The organism is Nocardia sp. CDC153, from assembly GCF_035818515.1.
Taxonomy (GTDB): Bacteria; Actinomycetota; Actinomycetes; order Mycobacteriales; family Mycobacteriaceae; genus Nocardia.
The window spans coordinates 22,082-39,671 of record NZ_JAYKYU010000009.1 but is presented as its reverse complement, the minus strand read 5'-3'; the positions used below and the strand labels follow the sequence as shown (position 1 = coordinate 39,671).

The 17,590-nt window shown below is 67.7% G+C and carries 16 protein-coding genes; 5 read left to right on the top strand and 11 right to left on the bottom strand.

Annotation, left to right across the window (positions count from 1 at the left end):
* Nucleotides 1-123: 123 nt before the first annotated feature.
* Entirely contained in the window at nt 124-2,679 is a 2,556-nt protein-coding gene (gene clpB / locus VMT65_RS36390) for an ATP-dependent chaperone ClpB (protein WP_326313245.1), read from the bottom strand.
* Between the two features lie 229 nt (nt 2,680-2,908).
* Here clpB and VMT65_RS36385 point away from each other — a divergent pair, with 229 nt between their 5' ends.
* The 3 genes from VMT65_RS36385 (at nt 2,909) to VMT65_RS36375 (ending at nt 6,041) form a co-directional block, all read left to right on the top strand.
* A complete protein-coding gene (locus VMT65_RS36385; RefSeq protein WP_326313244.1) occupies nt 2,909-3,886 on the top strand; it encodes an NADP-dependent oxidoreductase in 978 nt (325 codons plus the stop codon).
* Between the two features lie 133 nt (nt 3,887-4,019).
* A complete protein-coding gene (locus VMT65_RS36380) occupies nt 4,020-5,180 on the top strand; it encodes an FAD-binding oxidoreductase (RefSeq protein WP_326313243.1) in 1,161 nt (386 codons plus the stop codon).
* Between the two features lie 60 nt (nt 5,181-5,240).
* Nucleotides 5,241-6,041 carry an FAD-binding oxidoreductase gene (locus VMT65_RS36375; RefSeq protein ID WP_442790389.1) on the top strand — a complete coding sequence of 267 codons (801 nt, stop codon included), beginning with the start codon at nt 5,241-5,243 and terminating at the stop codon, nt 6,039-6,041.
* Nucleotides 6,042-6,044: 3 nt separating this feature from the next.
* On the opposite strand, the gene VMT65_RS36370 is transcribed toward VMT65_RS36375, so the two are convergent.
* The 8 genes from VMT65_RS36370 to VMT65_RS36335 form a co-directional block, all read right to left on the bottom strand.
* Nucleotides 6,045-7,214, bottom strand: a complete 1,170-nt coding sequence (locus VMT65_RS36370) for a globin domain-containing protein (protein WP_326313242.1) — start codon at nt 7,212-7,214, stop codon at nt 6,045-6,047.
* A 505-nt stretch (nt 7,215-7,719) separates the two neighbouring features.
* Entirely contained in the window at nt 7,720-8,118 is a 399-nt protein-coding gene (locus tag VMT65_RS36365; RefSeq protein ID WP_326313241.1) for a heat shock protein transcriptional repressor HspR, read from the bottom strand.
* Complete coding sequence (gene dnaJ, locus VMT65_RS36360) at nt 8,118-9,290, bottom strand: molecular chaperone DnaJ (protein ID WP_326313240.1); 1,173 nt, start codon at nt 9,288-9,290, stop codon at nt 8,118-8,120. The genes VMT65_RS36365 and dnaJ overlap by 1 nt, the downstream gene beginning before the upstream one ends.
* 78 nt (nt 9,291-9,368) lie before the next feature.
* Nucleotides 9,369-10,001: a nucleotide exchange factor GrpE gene (gene grpE, locus VMT65_RS36355; RefSeq protein WP_326313239.1), complete on the bottom strand. Its 633-nt coding sequence runs from the start codon at nt 9,999-10,001 to the stop codon at nt 9,369-9,371.
* A complete protein-coding gene (dnaK, locus tag VMT65_RS36350; protein ID WP_326313238.1) occupies nt 9,998-11,836 on the bottom strand; it encodes a molecular chaperone DnaK in 1,839 nt (612 codons plus the stop codon). The genes grpE and dnaK overlap by 4 nt, the downstream gene beginning before the upstream one ends.
* Before the next feature lie 173 nt (nt 11,837-12,009).
* A complete protein-coding gene (locus VMT65_RS36345) occupies nt 12,010-12,780 on the bottom strand; it encodes a DUF1707 SHOCT-like domain-containing protein (protein ID WP_326313237.1) in 771 nt (256 codons plus the stop codon).
* 8 nt (nt 12,781-12,788) lie between these two features.
* The gene (locus VMT65_RS36340) at nt 12,789-13,856 is read right to left on the bottom strand and encodes a DUF1707 SHOCT-like domain-containing protein (protein WP_326313236.1); all 1,068 of its coding nucleotides are present in this window, start codon (nt 13,854-13,856) and stop codon (nt 12,789-12,791) included.
* Nucleotides 13,857-13,909: 53 nt separating this feature from the next.
* On the bottom strand, nt 13,910-14,554 hold the full coding sequence (locus VMT65_RS36335) for an endonuclease (protein ID WP_326313235.1): 645 nt from the start codon (nt 14,552-14,554) through the stop codon (nt 13,910-13,912).
* A 152-nt stretch (nt 14,555-14,706) separates the two neighbouring features.
* On the opposite strand from VMT65_RS36335, the gene VMT65_RS36330 reads away from it, so the two are divergent.
* A complete protein-coding gene (locus VMT65_RS36330; RefSeq protein ID WP_326313234.1) occupies nt 14,707-15,600 on the top strand; it encodes an LLM class flavin-dependent oxidoreductase in 894 nt (297 codons plus the stop codon).
* Nucleotides 15,601-15,610: 10 nt separating this feature from the next.
* Here VMT65_RS36330 and VMT65_RS36325 read toward each other — a convergent pair whose 3' ends face one another.
* On the bottom strand, nt 15,611-16,096 hold the full coding sequence (locus VMT65_RS36325) for an SRPBCC family protein (RefSeq protein ID WP_326313233.1): 486 nt from the start codon (nt 16,094-16,096) through the stop codon (nt 15,611-15,613).
* A gap of 106 nt (nt 16,097-16,202) precedes the next feature.
* Between VMT65_RS36325 and VMT65_RS36320 the strand changes: the two genes are divergently transcribed.
* A complete protein-coding gene (locus VMT65_RS36320; protein ID WP_326313232.1) occupies nt 16,203-16,679 on the top strand; it encodes a winged helix-turn-helix transcriptional regulator in 477 nt (158 codons plus the stop codon).
* Here VMT65_RS36320 and VMT65_RS36315 read toward each other — a convergent pair.
* Nucleotides 16,668-17,513: an RNA polymerase sigma factor gene (locus VMT65_RS36315; protein ID WP_326313231.1), complete on the bottom strand. Its 846-nt coding sequence runs from the start codon at nt 17,511-17,513 to the stop codon at nt 16,668-16,670. The genes VMT65_RS36320 and VMT65_RS36315 overlap by 12 nt on opposite strands.
* Nucleotides 17,514-17,590: the final 77 nt, after the last annotated feature.

Genomic DNA, 17,590 nt, shown 5'->3' with positions numbered 1-17,590 from the left:
GACCTGATGAGCCGCGAACTCGACCGGACGGTCCCAAAAGCGGGCCGCGACGACGAACGCCCCGCCCGAACCGAAGTTCGAGCGGGGCGCCGCGGTGCCCGATCGGACACCGCCGGAGGCGAATCAGCGCCCGACGATCAGCGTGTCCCCGTCGGGGGAGACGTTGACCTTCACCGTGTCGCCGTCCTGCACCTCTCCGGCCAGCAGTTCCTTGGCGAGCGAGTCGCCGATGGCCTGCTGGATGAGGCGGCGCAGCGGCCGCGCGCCATAGGCCGGGTCGTAGCCGCGCACGGCCAGCCAGAAGCGGGCCGAGTCGGACACGTCCAGCTTCAGGCGGCGCTGCGACAGCCGCTTCTGCAGCTGCTGCAGCTGGATGTCGACGATGAGCTCCAGCTGTTCCTCGTCGAGGGCGTGGAACATGACCACGTCGTCGAGCCGGTTGAGGAACTCCGGCTTGAACGCCGAGCGCACCGCCGCCATGACCATGTCCTTGTCACCGCCCGCACCCAGATTCGAGGTCAGGATGAGGATGGTGTTGCGGAAATCGACCGTGCGGCCCTGGGAGTCGGTGAGCCGACCCTCGTCGAGCACCTGCAGCAGGATGTCGAAGACGTCCGGGTGGGCCTTCTCGATCTCGTCGAAGAGCACCACCGTGTACGGGCGTCGCCGCACCGCCTCGGTGAGCTGACCGCCCTGGTCGTAGCCGACATAGCCCGGGGGCGCGCCGACCAGGCGGGCCACCGAGTGCTTCTCGGAGTACTCGCTCATATCGATGCGGACCATGGCGCGCTCGTCGTCGAACAGGAAGTCCGCCAACGCCTTCGCGAGCTCGGTCTTACCGACACCGGTCGGACCCACGAACATAAAGGAACCGGTCGGACGGTTCGGGTCGGCGACCCCGGCCCGCGCGCGGCGCACCGCATCCGAAACCGCTTGCACGGCTTCTTTCTGCCCGACGACCCGATGCCCCAGCTCGTCCTCCATGCGCAGCAGCTTCTGGGTCTCGCCCTCCATCATCTTGCCGACGGGGACACCGGTCCACGACGACACCACCTCGGCGATATCGTCCGGGCCGACCTCCTCCTTGAGCATGACGTCGCCGTCGGAGGCCGACTTGGCCTTGGACTCGGCCTCGGCGAGTTCCTTCTCCAGCTTGGGGATTCGCCCATACCGGAGTTCGGCGGCCTTGTTGTAGTCGCCGTCGCGCTCGGCCCGCTCGGACTCGCCCTTGAGCGACTCCAGCTGCTCCTTGAGCACCGATACCGCGTCGATGGCCTGCTTCTCGTTCTGCCAGCGGGTCATCAGCTGGTTGAGCTTCTCGCGGTCGTCGGCGAGTTCGGAGCGCAGCTTCTCCAGCCGCGCCTTGGAGGCCTCGTCGGTCTCCTTGGCCAGGGCCACCTCCTCGATCTCGAGGCGGCGCACGACGCGCTCGATCTCGTCGATTTCCACGGGGCGGGAATCGATTTCCATGCGCAGCCGGGACGCGGCCTCGTCGACCAGGTCGATGGCCTTGTCCGGCAGGAACCGGGAGGTGATGTAGCGGTCGGACAGGGTCGCGGCGGCCACCAGCGCGGAATCGGTGATGCGCACGTGGTGGTGGTTCTCGTAGCGCTCCTTGAGCCCGCGCAGGATGCCGACGGTGTCCTCCACCGACGGCTCGCCGACCAGCACCTGTTGGAAGCGGCGCTCCAGGGCCGCGTCCTTCTCGATGTGCTGGCGGTACTCGTCGAGCGTGGTCGCGCCGACCAGCCGCAGCTCACCGCGGGCGAGCATGGGCTTGATCATGTTTCCGGCGTCCATGGCGGATTCGCCGGTCGCGCCCGCGCCCACGATGGTGTGCAGCTCGTCGATGAACGTGATGATCTGTCCCGCAGAGGATTTGATCTCCTCCAGCACGGCCTTCAACCGCTCCTCGAACTCACCGCGGTACTTGGCGCCGGCCACCATCGCGCCCAGGTCGAGCGAGATGAGCTTCTTGCCGCGCAACGATTCCGGGACGTCACCCGCGACGATGCGCTGGGCCAGGCCCTCCACGATGGCGGTCTTGCCGACGCCCGGCTCGCCGATGAGCACCGGGTTGTTCTTGGTGCGGCGGCTCAACACCTGGACGACACGGCGGATTTCGTGATCGCGCCCGATGACCGGGTCCAGCTTGCCCTCGCGGGCGGCGGCGGTCAGATCGGTGGAGTACTTCTCCAGCGCCTGGTACGAACCCTCCGGGTCGGCGGTGGTGACGCGGGTATTGCCGCGCACGGCGGTGAACGCCTCGCGCAGCGCGTCGGCGGTCGCGCCGTACTTCAGCAGCAGCTGCTGAACATCCGAATCACCTTCGGCCAGACCGACCATCAGGTGCTCGGTGGAGACGTACTCGTCGCCCATCTCGGTGGCCAGCTTCTGCGCGGCGGTGACCGCGGCCAGGGCCTCGCGCCCGAGGTTGGGGGTGGTGGTCGCGCCGGTCGCGCGGGGCAGCCGGTCGACGATGTCCTGGGCCTCGCGCCGCACCGTCGCCGGGTCGACTGCGACGGCCTTGAGCAAGGGGGCGGCGATGCCGTCGGTCTGATCCAGCAACGCCACCAGCAAGTGCGCCGGACGGATCTCCGGGTTTCCGGCGGCGGAGGCCGCCTGGAGTGCGGCGGTCAGGGCCGCCTGGGTCTTGGTGGTGGGATTGAACGAGTCCACTGTCACCTTCCTACTAGTCGCTGCCCGGTACAACGCGGCACAAGTTGAGTCTGTTCCGCTCAAGTCTGACTAGTTTCCGGCGTCGCCGCCAGAGGACCAAAGCCCCTACTTACGCTACGCGTACGATGGGGGCGTTCGTTGACGCATCACACCGGTTCGCCTCAACTCTCGGAACTCTCAGGGGCTTCCCCTGAAACCCCTTCTGAAGAGCCCACATGTGAGGAGTTCAATGCGCGCGATCGTCGTCCGTGAATTCGGTGGCAAGCCCGAGACCGCCGACATGCCGACTCCGGAGGTCGGACCGGAACAGATACAGATCCAGCTGGAAGCGGCGGGGGTCAACCCGTTCGACAAGCGGATCATCGACGGCTTCCTGGACGGCAAACTGCCCCACGACTTTCCGATGATTCCCGGCGTCGACGGCGCGGGAACGGTCAGCGCCGTGGGCGCGGGCGTGGACGACTTCGAGATCGGGGATCGGGTGGTCGGGAAGTTCCTGATTCCGCCGGTCGGGCACGGCACCTTCGCCGAGTACATCGTGGTGCCGCGCGAGAGCACCATCGCCAAGCTGTCCGACGAGGTCACCGCGATCCGGGCCGCGGCGCTGCCGACCGCGGGCATCACCGCGCTGGATCTCATGCGCGCCGCCGGGGTTTCGGACGGGCAGAAGGTGCTGATCGTGGGGGCCTCGGGCGGGGTCGGCTCGTATCTGGTGCAACTGGCCGCGCTGGCCGGTGCCCACACCATCGCCACCGCGCGGCCCGACGACACCGATCGAATGATTCGCCTGGGCGCGACCGAGGTGGTGAACTACGGCCGGATCACCGTCACCGACTCCCCGACCCACGCCGAGGCCTCGGAGCTCTCGGTTGCCGATTCGGTGCGGATCACCGATCCGGGCGGCATCGACGTGCTCTTCGACCTGGTCTCCCCGCCGCCGGTCTTCGCCGACAACGCGAGCCTGGTGCGGCCGGGCGGTGCGGCCTACTCGACCATCTGGTCCGCGAACGAGGCCGATTTGCGGGCCCGCGACATCCGGGGCGGCAATCTCGAATCGACCGGCGGCGCAGCCGAATTGCGGGAGCTCTTACGATTGGTGGGGAACGGCGACCTGATGGTGCCGATCAGCAATATGCCACCCTTGGCGGAGGCCGCCGATGCCATCGGCGCGCCCGGTGCCCGCGGCAAGACCGTCATAGTCATCTGAACCTCGAGTCACACAAAACGATCACCTCCCGCTATATCCGTGCGACCACCGGCTTTTAAGGGATACTTGACGCGGAGGGCCGCCTGGCAGCAGGCGTTCCGGGGTAGCAGCACAGGAAGGAAAGCTCGACGTCGTGGATGCGCGTTCGGCAGCGCTGGTCCGCGCAAACTTTCGGACAGTCGTCGAGGCCCCGAACGGGCCCGAACGACTGATCAGCGCGTTCTACGGTCATCTTTTCGCGGAGATTCCCGCCCTGCGGGAGCTGTTCCCCTCCGCCATGGACATGCAGCCGAAGAGGTTGGTCACCGCCATCCAATTCGTGCTCGACAATCTGGAGGACTGGGATCGCGCACAGCGCTTCCTCGAACAGCTCGCGCGCGACCACCGCAAATACGGGGTCGAGGCCGCGCACTACGACATCGCCGGGCGCGCCCTGCTCGCGGCCTTCCGCAGCTACAACGGCGCGGCCAATTGGTCGCGGCCGCTGGAGGCGGGTTGGCGCGACATCACCATCCTGATCTCGGCGTCCATGGCCATCGGGGCCAATTCCGATAAGTCGCAGCCCTATTGGGAGGCGACGGTGGTCGGGCACCGGCGGGTGGTGGACGATCTGGCCATCGTCCGGCTGCAGACCGACACCCCGATCCCGTATCAGGCCGGGCAGTACGTGCCGATCGCGATTCCGCAGCGCCCCAAGATGTGGCGCTATCTGTCCCCGGCGATTCCCACGAATCCCTACGGCGAGATCGAATTCCACGTGCGCAAGGTGCGCACCGGCTGGGTGAGTCCGGCCATCGTGAACGAGACCCAGGTCGGCGACCGCTGGATGATCGCGGCCCCGCTGGGCGGGCTGCACGTGGATCTGAGCATCCGCAAGGACGTGCTCATGATCGGCTCGGGCACCGGCATCGCGCCGCTGCGCGCGCAGTTGATCGAAATGGGCCGCCGCGGCATCAATCCGCGGGTGCACCTGTTCCTGGGCGGGCGCTACCCGTGCGATCTCTACGACGTGGAGAACATGTGGCAGCTCTCGCAATCGAATCCGTGGCTCACGGTGATCCCGGTGTGCGAGAACGAGACCAACCCGTGGTGGCATCCGTACCCGCCCGCCGAGACGCCGTTCGGCATGCACCGTCGGCTGATCGGCAATCTGGGCGCGGTGGTGGCCAGCTTCGGGGCCTGGGCGGATCGTCAGATCCAGATCGCCGGATCGGCCCGCATGATCGCCGACACCAAGCGCGCTCTGTTGTCGGTGGGCACCCCGGAGTCGGCGATAAGCTCGGACCCGGTGTAGTGCACGACCTTTCGACGCTCCACCCCGCACCGCCGCACTGATCAGGAGTTCGCGTTGAGTATCGGCCCCGAGGAAACCGGCGCACTGCCGTTGGGCGAGCAGGCTCTGCCGCCCGGTGAGCAAACAGAGTGGACCGCGACGGTGGTCGGTGCGCACCGGCTGCGCGAGGACACCACGGTGGTGCGGCTGATCGGTGAGTTCGTGCCGTTCGCGGCGGGCCAGTCGGTGGAAGTGCGCACGCCGCAGCATCCGAACATGGTGCGGCGCATGTATTGCGCGCTGCCGCCCTCGCTGGACGGCAAGCTGGAGTTCCATGTGCGCACCGTGCCGGGCGGCTGGTGCAGCGGCTCCATCGTCGCCGATTCGCATCCCGGCGACGAGTGGCGGATCAGCGCACCGGCGGGGTGGCTGGCGGTGGAGCCGGGAGCCACCGACGTGGTCATGCTGGCCGACGGTGTCGGGCTCGCGCCGCTGCGCTCCCTGCTGCTGGACATCTCGCGCCGCCCCGAGCCGCCGCGCACCCACCTGTTCGTCGGCGGCCGCTACCCGCGCGACCTCTACGCCTCGGACATGCTCTACCTGCTGACCGGCGAATTGCCCTGGCTCACCGTGATTCCCGTGGTCGAGGACGAGGACGATCCGGATCTGGTCGACCCCTGGTACGAGCAGTGCCGGGTCGATATCGGCTTCCGCCCGGAGGAGATGATGCCGGGCACCATCGCCGACATCCCCGAACGCTTCGGCCCGCTCGACCACCACCAGATCCTGGTGTGCGGCGGCGCGGCCATGGTGCGCAACACCATCGATCAGCTGGTTGCCATCGGCGCACCGGCGGAAGCCATTCGCTACGAAGGGTTTTGAGCCTCAGAAGAGGGGATCGTGGCGGATGTTCTGGGTCGGGGTCCCCGCGGCCATGAGCCGGAACTTGGTGGTCTGCACCATGGAGGGCGCACCCACGATCTGCACGTCCCGGTCGTCCCAGGAGCCGTAGGCCGCCACGATCTTGCCCATCTGACCGACCACGCGCGGCTGCAGGCCCGGAAACTCCTGCGGCCCTTCGGAATCGTCGTAATGCCACCACGGGTTCTCGGTGGATTCGGTGACCGGGTGGACGGTGAGCCACTTGTTGGCGCAGGCCAATTGGCTCAGCACCTCGAGATCGTAGAGATCGCACGGGTAGTGGCCGCCGACGAACAGATCCACCTTCGGATTGGAGCGGCGCGCGGTCATGGCCATGAGCTGCGCGCGCAGCGGCGCGATGCCGGTGCCGCAGCCGATCATGAGCATCTTGCGCCGGGTATTGCGCGGCACGCCCAGACCGCCGAGCGGCGAACCGATCAGCCACTGTTCCCCGACCCGGGTGTGGCCGACCATGGCGGGACTGACCCAGCCGCCGGTGACACCGCGAATGTGGAATTCCAACTCCCCGTTGCCATTCGCGGGAATGGCCGGTGACAGGTACCGCCACATGCGGGGCCGGGACGGGATCTGCACGCTCATGTACTGCCCGGCCGCGTACTGCATGGGCTGGTCCAGCTTCAGCCGCACCACGGCCAGATTGCGCAGCACCTCGCGATGCTCGATCACGGTGCCGGTCCACACCGGCGGGGTGGTCTCCTGGTCGGCCGCGCCGATCATGGTTTCGGCGATCACGCCGATGCCCTCGTCCCAGGCCCGGCCGATCTCCTCGGTCCAGATCTCGGTTCCGGCGTAGGCCTCGAGCGCGGTCTTCAGCGATTTGCCCACGGCCACATAGTGTTCGGCCACCACGCCGTACTTGCGGTGGTCGCGGCCGAGCTGGGCCAGGAAGGGCAGCAGTCGATCGGGTTCCTCGAGCCGGTCCACCACGTAGGCGATGGCCTTGACCAGGCGGTCACGCTGAGCGTCGAGGGCGGCGGGGAAGAAGTCGCGAACCTGTGGATAGTCGGTGAAGAGGATGGCGTAGAACGATCGAGCGAGTTTCTCGGGGCCACCATCCTCCGCAGCAACCGCCTTGAACGTTGTTCTTATCAATGCGACGGTCCGCGAATCCATGTGTGTCACAACCCCATTTCGCAATCGAACACAGGCGTGACCGGCGAGTGAAGTGCTGCGGGACACTCGACAGCAGCCGTTGCCAAGCAAGTGTAGGCGAGGTTAGCCAGCAACGGAACGGGACGTTTCAATAACACGCCCTTTTATCCTCGAAAACATGAACGTTGCGGGGTATCTGACGCGAAAACAGACTGTTCAACTGGAACACGCCGCGCGACACGAGCTTTCAGCTGCCGATACTGCCTGATCCGTTTTGCAAGACTCAGTAAAGTAGCGATCCCACCGCAACCGCGCCCTGCATCTAATTCCCCTGCAGCATACGGACAAAACTCATGAATGGCAGTAATCGATAACCTACCGGTCCGTATGTAATTAACTGCCGCAAAGAACTTCGCCAATCCCACAGTGATTAGGGGTAACTCAGCACATTGCCCGCAACATTCGCCGAAAACGAGCAGGCGGTGTCCCCCGTCGAGGGGACACCGCCTGCTCCAGTTCTCTTGCCCTACTGCGGCTTACGCCGGTTTCTGGGCTGCCACACCACGAGGGCCGTGCTGGGCTGAGGTGTCAGGTGCGCGGGCCGGTACCCGGCCCGCAGCCTTTCCACCTCGGCGGTCAACTCGCTCACCCGGTGTTGCAGCGCCTCCACCTCGTTGGTGAGTTCGATGATCCGTTTGATGCCCGCCAGATTCACGCCCTCGTCCTGGGACAGGCGCTGCACCTCGCGGAGCAGCTCCACATCCCGGTTCGAGTAGCGCCGCCCGCCCCCGGAGGTGCGTTGCGGCGATACGAGACCCAGTCGGTCATAGGTGCGCAGCGTCTGGGCGTGCATGCCCGCCAGCTGCGCGGCCACCGAGATCAGGAAGTACTGGGCCTCGGTCTTCTTCGGATGATCGGAACTCATTACGCACCTGCCCATCCCGCACGTGGATCGAACCCGCTGGTCTTCTCGGCCTCCGCGTAGCGCCGGAGCGCCTCGGTGGCATTGTCGTCCAGCTTCTGCGGCACCGCGACCTTCACGGTGACCAACAGGTCGCCCGCGCCACCGTCACGCTTGGGCACACCGCGCCCGCGCACCCGCAGGGTCCGGCCGTCGGCGGTGCCCGGCGGCACCTTGACGCCCACGCGTCCGTCCAGTGTGGGCACGGAAACCGTTGTGCCCAACACCAGTTCGGCGTACGAGACCGGCAGCACCAGGGTCAGGTCGTCGCCATTGCGGCCGAAGACCTTGTCCTGGCTGACGTGCACGGTGACGTACAGGTCACCCGGCGGCGCGCCGCGCAGGCCCGCCTCGCCCTGACCGGCCAGTCGGATCCGCTGCCCGTCGCGCACGCCCGGGGGAATGCGCACGGTGATGGTGCGGGTCCGGTTCTGGATGCCGGTGCCGCGGCAGTCGACACACGGGTCGTCGATGATCGACCCGGTGCCCCGGCAGTCCTCGCACGGCTCGCTGAAGCCGAACGCGCCCTGATTGCGGCTGACCACACCGGAACCGTTGCAGTGCGGGCAGACTCGCGGGCTGGTGCCCGGCTTGGCACCGCTGCCGTGGCAGGTGGTGCAGGCGGCCGGACTGGTCATGCGCAGCGGGACGGTCACGCCCTGGGCGGCCTCGCGGAAGCCGAGGGTCGTCTCGGTCTCCACGTCGGAACCGCGCCGGGGACGCGAGGACGCCCGCGTGCCACCGCGATTGAACAAACCGCCCAGGATGTCACCGAGTCCGCCATCGGCTCCCCCGGCGCCCGCGCCGAAGATGTCGCCGATATTGAACTCGCTGGAGAATCCGCCCCCGGGCTGGCCGTAACCGGCGCCGGGGGTGAAGCCGCCGCGGCCGAAACCGCCGCCCGCGAACAGCTTCCGGGCTTCGTCGTACTCCTTGCGCTTCTCCGGATCCGACAGCACGGCATTCGCCTCGCTGACGGCCTTGAACCGCTCCTCGGCCTTGCTGTCCCCGGGGTTCTTGTCCGGGTGCAGGTCTCGGGCCAGTCGGCGGTAGGCCTTCTTGATCTCGTCCTGGGTGGCGCTGGAGGAAACACCCAGATCCTTGTAGAAGTCCTTCTCGAGCCACTCTCGATTCACCGGGCATCTCCTCCTTTCCGTGTTGTAGGTGACGCCGGGGGCGTCGGTGTTGTAGACGCCGGGGGCGTCGGGGTGTTGTTAATCAGTGCCAGCGGCATCGGTGCCAGCGTTCGTCGTATCCGACTGCGCCGCAGCCGAATCCGCCACACCGTCGGTCACGCCGACCAGCGCGTGCCGCAGCACGCGATCGCCGAAGCGGTAGCCCTTGCGCATCACCATGCCCAGCACCGGGTCCGCGCCGCTGCCCTCGTGCTGCACGGCCTCGTGCAGGGTCGGGTCGAAGGGCTCGCCCTCCAGACCGAACTCCTCGAGACCCTGCTTCTGCAGGGCGGTGACGAGCTTGTCCGCCACCGACTTCAGCGGCCCGTTGTCCAGGTCGCCGTGGGCCCGCGCGCGGTCCAGATCGTCGAGCACGGGCAGCAGTTCGCTGACCACCGCGGCCTTGGCGGTATCGATGGTGACCTTGCGGTCCCGCTCGACCCGACGGCGGTAGTTGGCGTACTCCGCCGTCAGACGCTGCAGATCGGCTGTGCGCTCGGCCAATTCGGCCGTGATCGCGTCGGCGAGGGCATCCTCGCTCACCTCGGGGGAACCCTCGGCCTCCGCGGCCGCGGCGTCGTCCGCCGCGGCCTCGAAGACCTCACCCGTAGGCGCGAAGCGCCCCTCGAACTCAGCCGGATCGATGGTTGGTTCCGGGTTCTGGTTCGTCACTTCTTCTCAGGCTCCTCGACCACCTCGGCGTCCACGACGGTGTCATCGGACTGCGGCGCCGAAGCACCGTTGCCCTGGGCGGCCTGGTCGGCGGCCGAGGCCTCGTAGATGGCCTGGCCCAGCGCCTGCGACTCGGTGGCGAGCTTCTCCACCGCGGTCTTGATGACCGCGATATCGGTGCCCTTGAGCGCGTCGTTGGCCTCCGCGATGGCCGCCTCGACCTTGGTCTTGACGTCCGCCGGGACCTTGTCCTCGTTGTCCTTGATGAACTTCTCGGTCTGGTGCACCAGCGACTCGGCCTGGTTGCGGGTCTCCGCCTCCTCGCGACGCGCCTTGTCCTCGGCCGCGTGCGCCTCGGCGTCCTTCACCATGCGGTCGATCTCCTCCTTGGACAGGCCGGAGCCGTCCTGGATCTTGATCGTGTTCTCCTTGCCGGTGCCCTTGTCCTTGGCCGTCACGTGCACGATGCCGTTGGCGTCGATGTCGAAGGTGACCTCGATCTGCGGCACGCCGCGCGGGGCCGGCGGGATGCCGGTCAGCTCGAACGAGCCGAGCAGCTTGTTGTGCGAGGCGATCTCGCGCTCACCCTGGAAGACCTGGATCTGCACGGACGGCTGGTTGTCGTCGGCCGTGGTGAAGGTCTCCGAGCGCTTGGTCGGAATGGTGGTGTTGCGCTCGATGAGCTTGGTCATCACGCCGCCCTTGGTCTCGATGCCCAGCGACAGCGGGGTGACATCGAGCAGCAGGACGTCCTTGACCTCACCCTTGAGCACACCGGCCTGCAGGGCGGCGCCGACGGCGACGACCTCGTCCGGGTTCACGCCCTTGTTGGGCTCCTTGCCGCCGGTCAGCTCCTTGACCAGGTCGGAGACCGCGGGCATACGGGTCGAACCGCCAACCAGCACAACGTGATCGATGTCGCCGACGGAGATGCCGGCGTCCTTGATGACCGACTGGAACGGCTTGCGGGTGCGGTCCAGCAGATCGGAGGTGATCTTCTGGAACTCGGCGCGGGTCAGCTGCTCGTCGAGGAACAGCGGGTTCTTGTCCGCGTCCACGGTGATGTAGGGCAGGTTGATCGAGGTGCTCTGCGAGGAGCTCAGCTCGATCTTCGCCTTCTCCGCGGCCTCGCGCAGGCGCTGCATGGCCATCTTGTCCTTGGTCAGGTCGATGCCCGAGGTGCCCTTGAACTTGTCGACCAGCCAGCTGACGATGCGCTCGTCCCAGTCGTCGCCACCGAGGTGGTTGTCACCGGAGGTGGCGCGGACCTCGACGACGCCCTCGCCGATCTCCAGCAGGGAGACGTCGAAGGTGCCACCACCGAGGTCGAAGACCAGGATGGTCTGTTCCTTGTCGCCCTTGTCGAGGCCGTAGGCCAGCGCGGCCGCGGTGGGCTCGTTGACGATGCGCAGGACGTTCAGGCCCGCGATCTGTCCGGCCTCCTTGGTGGCCTGGCGCTGGGCGTCCTCGAAGTAGGCCGGGACGGTGATAACCGCGTCGGTGATCTCCTCACCGAGGTAGGCCTCGGCGTCGCGCTTCAGCTTCATGAGCGTGCGCGCGGAAATCTCCTGCGGGGTGTACTTCTTGCCGTCGATCTCGACCGTCCAGTCCTCGCCCATGTGGCGCTTGACGGACTTGATGGTGCGGTCGACATTGGTGACGGCCTGGTTCTTGGCGGGCTGGCCGACGAGCACCTCACCGTTCTTGGCGAACGCGACGATCGACGGGGTGGTGCGCGATCCTTCCGAATTGGCCACGACGACCGGCTCGCCGCCTTCGAGAACGGCGATGACAGAGTTCGTGGTCCCGAGGTCGATACCGACCGCACGAGCCATGGTGTTCCTCCTGTTGTCCTTCATCCCAGTAACACTGAGCGTGGTCGGCTCAATCTTGCCCCCGCCCCGGGCGGTGCGCAACTCCAACTTGAGTCCAACTCACTCAACCTTGCTGACCTGTGCCAACGGGAGACGCACGTCATCTATTCCACGTGCCGGAAAAAATCTATGGATCAGCTCGGCGGGTAGACGGCCATGGGCTCGCCCTTGGCGGTCATCTTGAACCAGCCGCTGACCGAGCCGTCGGCGACATAGACGGAGACCTCGGGATTGCCGTCCGCGCCGCGGGCGAGCTCGACGTGGCTGATCCGGCCGTTCGGGACACCCACCGATTGCGGGGCGCCGGCCAGCAGCGGGGCCACCTTCCGAATGTCCAGGGCCGACATGTCGAAGATGTCGGTACCCGGGGACCGCGCGACGTCGTCATAGGAGTGGAAGGTGCCGTCGTAGCGGATGTGCGCATCACGCGGCGCGGCCGGATTCTGGCGGCGCTCGATCAATACGTAATCGGGATAGAGCAGCACCTGGTCGGCCTTGGTGTCGCCGAAATGATCCTTGTAGGCCGTGACGAAACTGGCCAGCCCCGGCCCGGTGGTCGGGTCGGGCAGCGCGGGTTTCGGTGCGGCCGTACGGGATACGCAACCCGCGAACGCGCCGAGCAGGGCCGCCGCCACCACGATCGCGGCGGCGACCCGCCACCGCGTCGAGGGCCCACGCCGATTCGGCCGCACCACGGCCGAATTCACCAGATTGCGGGGGATCTGCAGATCCGAGAGCACCGCGTCGAGGTCACCGAAGGTGGTGGCGGACATGGCCTTCGCGGTGCGTTCGGAGTGCTCGACGGCGGTGAGTTCGCCGGATTCGCGGGCGGCGTCGAGCAGGGTGCAGGCATCCACGCGATCGGTGTCGCGGGCCCGCAATCCCTGGGAGCGTGCATCAGCCATGGTCTCGCCTATCCCCCGAACGCCAGGGTGCGCACGATCCGGCCGTCCGGAGCGGCCTCGACATAGCCGTTCTCACCGGCCTTGTTGCCCACATAGATTCGGACGATGGGACCGGTGGCGCCGCCCTCGATGTCCAGGTAGCTGACCGTGCCCTGGTCCACCTTGGTCAGGGTGGGGGCCTGGGTCAGCAGCGCCGCGATGGCGGCCACGTTCACCGCGGCCAGATCCACGGTCGGGGTCGCCGGCGGCCGGGTCTGCGGGTTCTCGCCCTGGTCGAAGCCACCGCGATAGGTGTAGCGCACCTTGCGATTCGCCTGGGTGCCCCGGGTCACCACGGCATAGTCGGGGAACAGGTCGGCCTCGTCGACGACGGTGTCGCCGAACTTCGCGCGATAGGCGGAGATGAAATACGAAATGCCTTCGGCGGTGGTCAATTTCGGCCGCGGCAGCACCAGCGGCTGGACGATGCCGATATCCACCTTGGGCGGTCCGGCCGGTGCGGACGCGGGCCGGTCCACCGCCAGGAACGTGCCCACGGCGACCAGGATGCTGGCCGCCACCACCCCGGTGGTGAACCACGTCTCGCGCCGGGATTTCGGCGGCACCGGGTCCGGCGGTGCGTCCGCGGCGCGTTGCAGATCATCGGTGAGTTGCGCCAGCTCACCCAAAGTCTTTGCCTCACCGGCGAGTTCGGTGAGGGTGCGATGGTCGGCGGCGGTCAGCTGCCCGTCGGCCAGACCGGCGTCGAGCAGCGCGCAGGCGGCCTGTCGGTCGCTGTCGCGCGCCCGGGTGCTCGGTGGATAGCCCCCGGCGCTCCGCCGGGTCCGCTTTCGGGCGGGTGTGAGATCGACGGTCTTGGTGCTCGGCTGGAGATCGCCGATGAGCGCCCGCAGTTCGCCGAGTGTCTGCGCCCGCTGCGCCCGCTCCGACCGCTGGTGATACTCCTCGGTCCCCAGCTCGCCTTCCTCGTAGGCGGCGTCGAGCAGCGACCGGGCATTGACCCGGTCGATGTCGCGCGCCCGCATCCGCCCGGACGCGGCCGCATCCCCGGCCGATCCGGACGATTGGGAGCTCACGCCCGGGATCGTAGACGTAATCGGTGCCGACCGCGCGGCTTCGAATACTCCCGCTACGTGGCCTCGGCCAGGATCTCGTCGCGCAGGTGGTGATCGAGGGTGACGCGCACCAGCGCGGCGGCGAGGTCGGCGTCCCGGCCGGTGGGGTTGAGGCGATCGAGGGCGACGGCGTCGGTGGGCAGGTCGAGTTCGGACGCGCCCCGGCGGGCGCGCTCGTCGAAGTACGGGCGCACCCAGGTCCAGGTGTCCTGGACCTCGCGCAGATAGATGTCCGCACCGACCGGGCCGATGCCCTTGAAGCGCTGGAGCAGTGCGGCCAGCCGGGCCGGATCGTGCCCGGATTCGGCTGCGAGCCCGCGCATATCGCCGGACCACTCGGCGACCAGGTCGGACGCGTTGGCGATCAGGCGCGTGGCGGTGGACTCGTCGTAGCGGACGAAATGGGCGCGGCCGAGCGTCAACACCAGATCGGACCATTGCGCCTCGGCCACCCGGCGCGGGGTGGTGTATCCGGCGGCCAGGAGTTCGCGGGCCGCGGCCACCGCGATATCGGCGGAGATGCGATGCCCGAGCAGCTGGGCCAGCATCAGGAGTTGGAACAGTGGCGCGGGCCGGTCGGCCAGCCGGATTCCGGCCTCGGCGGCGTAGCTGGTTCCGGCGCGATGCAGCAGCCTGCGCACCGTGTCGTGATCGTTCATGCGGCACCTGCCTTTCTTCCGTGGGCATGCCCGGATACGCCGCTCGCAACCCCCGGACACGCCCACGGGCGGGCCGACGTCCGAAATGCCGGGTATCGGCCGACCCGGCCATGAAGATCGAATTTGTCGATTTTCGCTGGTGAGGAGGCGTGATGAAGGCAAGGTTCGGCATTTCGATCCCGCCCGTCGCGGCCGCGCTGCCGGACGTCATCGACATGGCCCTGGCCGCCGATGCCGACGGGCTGGATCTGGTGGCCATTCAGGATCATCCGTACAACGCGCAGTTCGCGGACACCTTCGCGGTGATCGGCGCGTGTCTGGCCGCCACCGGCCGGGTCAGCCTCTATCCGGGGGTCGCGAATCTGCCGCTGCGTACCCCGGCCATGATCGCCAAACAGGCCGCCACCTTCGATCTGCTCAGCGGCGGCCGCTTCGAATTGGGTTTGGGGACGGGCGCTTTCGAGAGCGGCGTGGTCGGCATGGGCGGACCGGCGCGCAAGGGCCGCGCCGCGCTCATGGCGCTCGCCGAGGCGATCGCCATCATTCGCGCGCAATGGCGTCCGGGACAACTGGTTTCGGTGGTGGGCACCGAATACACCGTGCAGGGCATCGAGGGCGGACCCGCGCCCGCGCACGCCATCGGCATCTGGCTGGGCGCGATGGGCCCGCACGCCCTGGATCTGATCGGTTCGGCCGCGGACGGATGGGTTGCGCCGCTGCCGAATTGGATGCCGTGGGAGCAGTGGGCCGATGCCAATGCCCGCATCGACGCGGCGGCCCGTGCGGTGGGCCGCGATCCGCGCACCATCACCCGGCTGGCGGCGCTGCCGGGTGTGGTGAGCGATCGTGCGCTGCACCCGAATCCGCGTGGCTCCGATCCGATTCACGGTTCGCCGCAGGAGTGGGCGGAGCTCATCGCGCGACTGGCCCACGAGGGCGGATTCGACACCTTCATCTATTGGCCGCCCGGCTTCGACGTGGATCAGGTGCAGCGTTTCGCGCGTCAGGTGGTGCCGCTGGCGCGAAAGCTGCTGGGCGACGGCTGAAACGGGACCGTCACCACGCGCCCTGGACGGCTGCGATCGCCTCGGCCTGGCCGGGCAGCTGATCGGGGAGTCCAACGCCGGTGCCGATCAGGTCGCGCAGACTCCGGGTGACGTAGTAGGTCCACGCCGGGCTGCAGGCGTCGTAGCACTCATAGTCGGGCACCAGCCCGATCTGGGTGAAGCGGAGTTCGGTGCCGCCTTCGGATTCGGTGATGTCGAAGTGGATTTCGTTGTTCACCCATTCGGTCTGGTCCTGAATGAACGACATGCGGTTCTCGGTGACCAGCCAGACCACCTTGCGGTCCGGCACCACCTCGGTCAGTTCGATCCGGCTGCGGTGCACGCCCGGGACCTCGTAATCGAAGGTGTCGCCGACCTTCTCGGTGCCCCCTTGAATGTCGGCCGACCACCACGCGCGCGGATCGAGGACGGCGCGGAAGACCTCGGCGGGCGTGCGGTCGACGGTGAAGCTGACGGTGAAGTTCTGATCGGTCATGGCGGATTCCGTTCCTCGGACAATTTATGCAGGCATTTACCTGCCTACTTGCATGACGATAGCGCGCCTGCTTGCATCACACAAGCGATTCCGACACCCTGGAGACATGTTGGGACGCATGTACGAGGGGGAGGTCTGCTCGGCGGCGCGCACGCTGGAGATCGTGGGCGAGCGCTGGAGCCTGCTGATCATTCGAAACGCCATGTTCGCGGGCATGACGCGGTTCACCGAGTTCCAGCGCGGCCTGGGCATCGCGCCGAACATCCTCACCAAGCGGCTCGCGGAATTCGTCGAGGCGGGAATCCTCGAGCAGCGCGGCGGCACCGGCCACACCGAATACCTGCTCACCCCGAAGGGCCTGGACCTGAAGCCGGTCATTCTCGCGCTCACCGCGTGGGGTGACGCCTGGGCCGCCCCCGACGGCCCGCCGGTGACCTACCGGCACACCGGCTGCGGCGGGGAAGTCGCTGTGCGCCTGGAGTGTTCGGACTGCGACAGCGCGCCCGAGCTCACGGCGGTGACCGCCGAACTGGCCCCCTGGGCCTACGAGAAGAAGTTCGGCGCGGCCGCGTCAGTCCAGTAGCGGGAACCGACCGGACGCCAGCAGCCCCGCGATGGCCGCCATTTTCGCCTGCGGCGCAGCGTAATCCGGGTGCGAGCCGAGGACGGCGGCGGCATCGTGCAGCCGGATCATCTGCCGTTCGGCCTCCTCGACGCCGCGCCCGCCGGGCGTGATCGGATGCGTGGCGAACGCGGGCCGACGCGGATCCACCCGCCCCAGCTCGACCGCCTTCGCCACCCGCCGCGAACACCGGCAGAAGGCCTCCGGATTCGCGAGCCCACAGGTGGCGGACAGGAAGTTGCCGAGCCGTTTCTTGGCCCGCTCCACCCGCTTTCGGTACGCGGCGGGTGTCGCGCCGACGATCCAGGCGGCCTCCTCGGAGCTCACCTCGAAGACATCGGAGAGCACATAGGCGACCCGCTCGTCGCGGCCGAGGCACTGCAGCATGGCCTGACTGCAGTTCAGACGGGTTTCATGGGTGAGCAGCGCGGCCTCGGGTCCGCGGTAATCCTCGTCCGCCAGACCGTCTTTGAGTCCCTCGCTGTATTCGTCGAGGCTGAGCTGCCGCGCCTCCTGCGGCGTCCGCCGCTTCAGGTTCAGCAGATAGTTGACGCCGATCCGATACGCCCACGTGGTCAGTTTGGCCTCGCCGCGGAAGGTGTCGAGATGGCCGAGGACCCGCAGCAGGATCTCCTGGGTGGCGTCCTCGGCATCGGCGGGCCGCCACACCATGCGCAGCGCCAGCCGGTAGATCGGATCCTGCAGCAGCCGAACGATATCCGAGACGGCGGCGCGATCACCCCCGGCGGCCCGGGCCACTAGTGCGCGCTCATCGGTGTCCTGCCCGGTGTCCATCTCGCCAGCATAGGGATCGCGGGGCACCCGTGCGGTGCCCCGCGATCAGCCCTGCCACGGCGAATCCAGGCTAACCG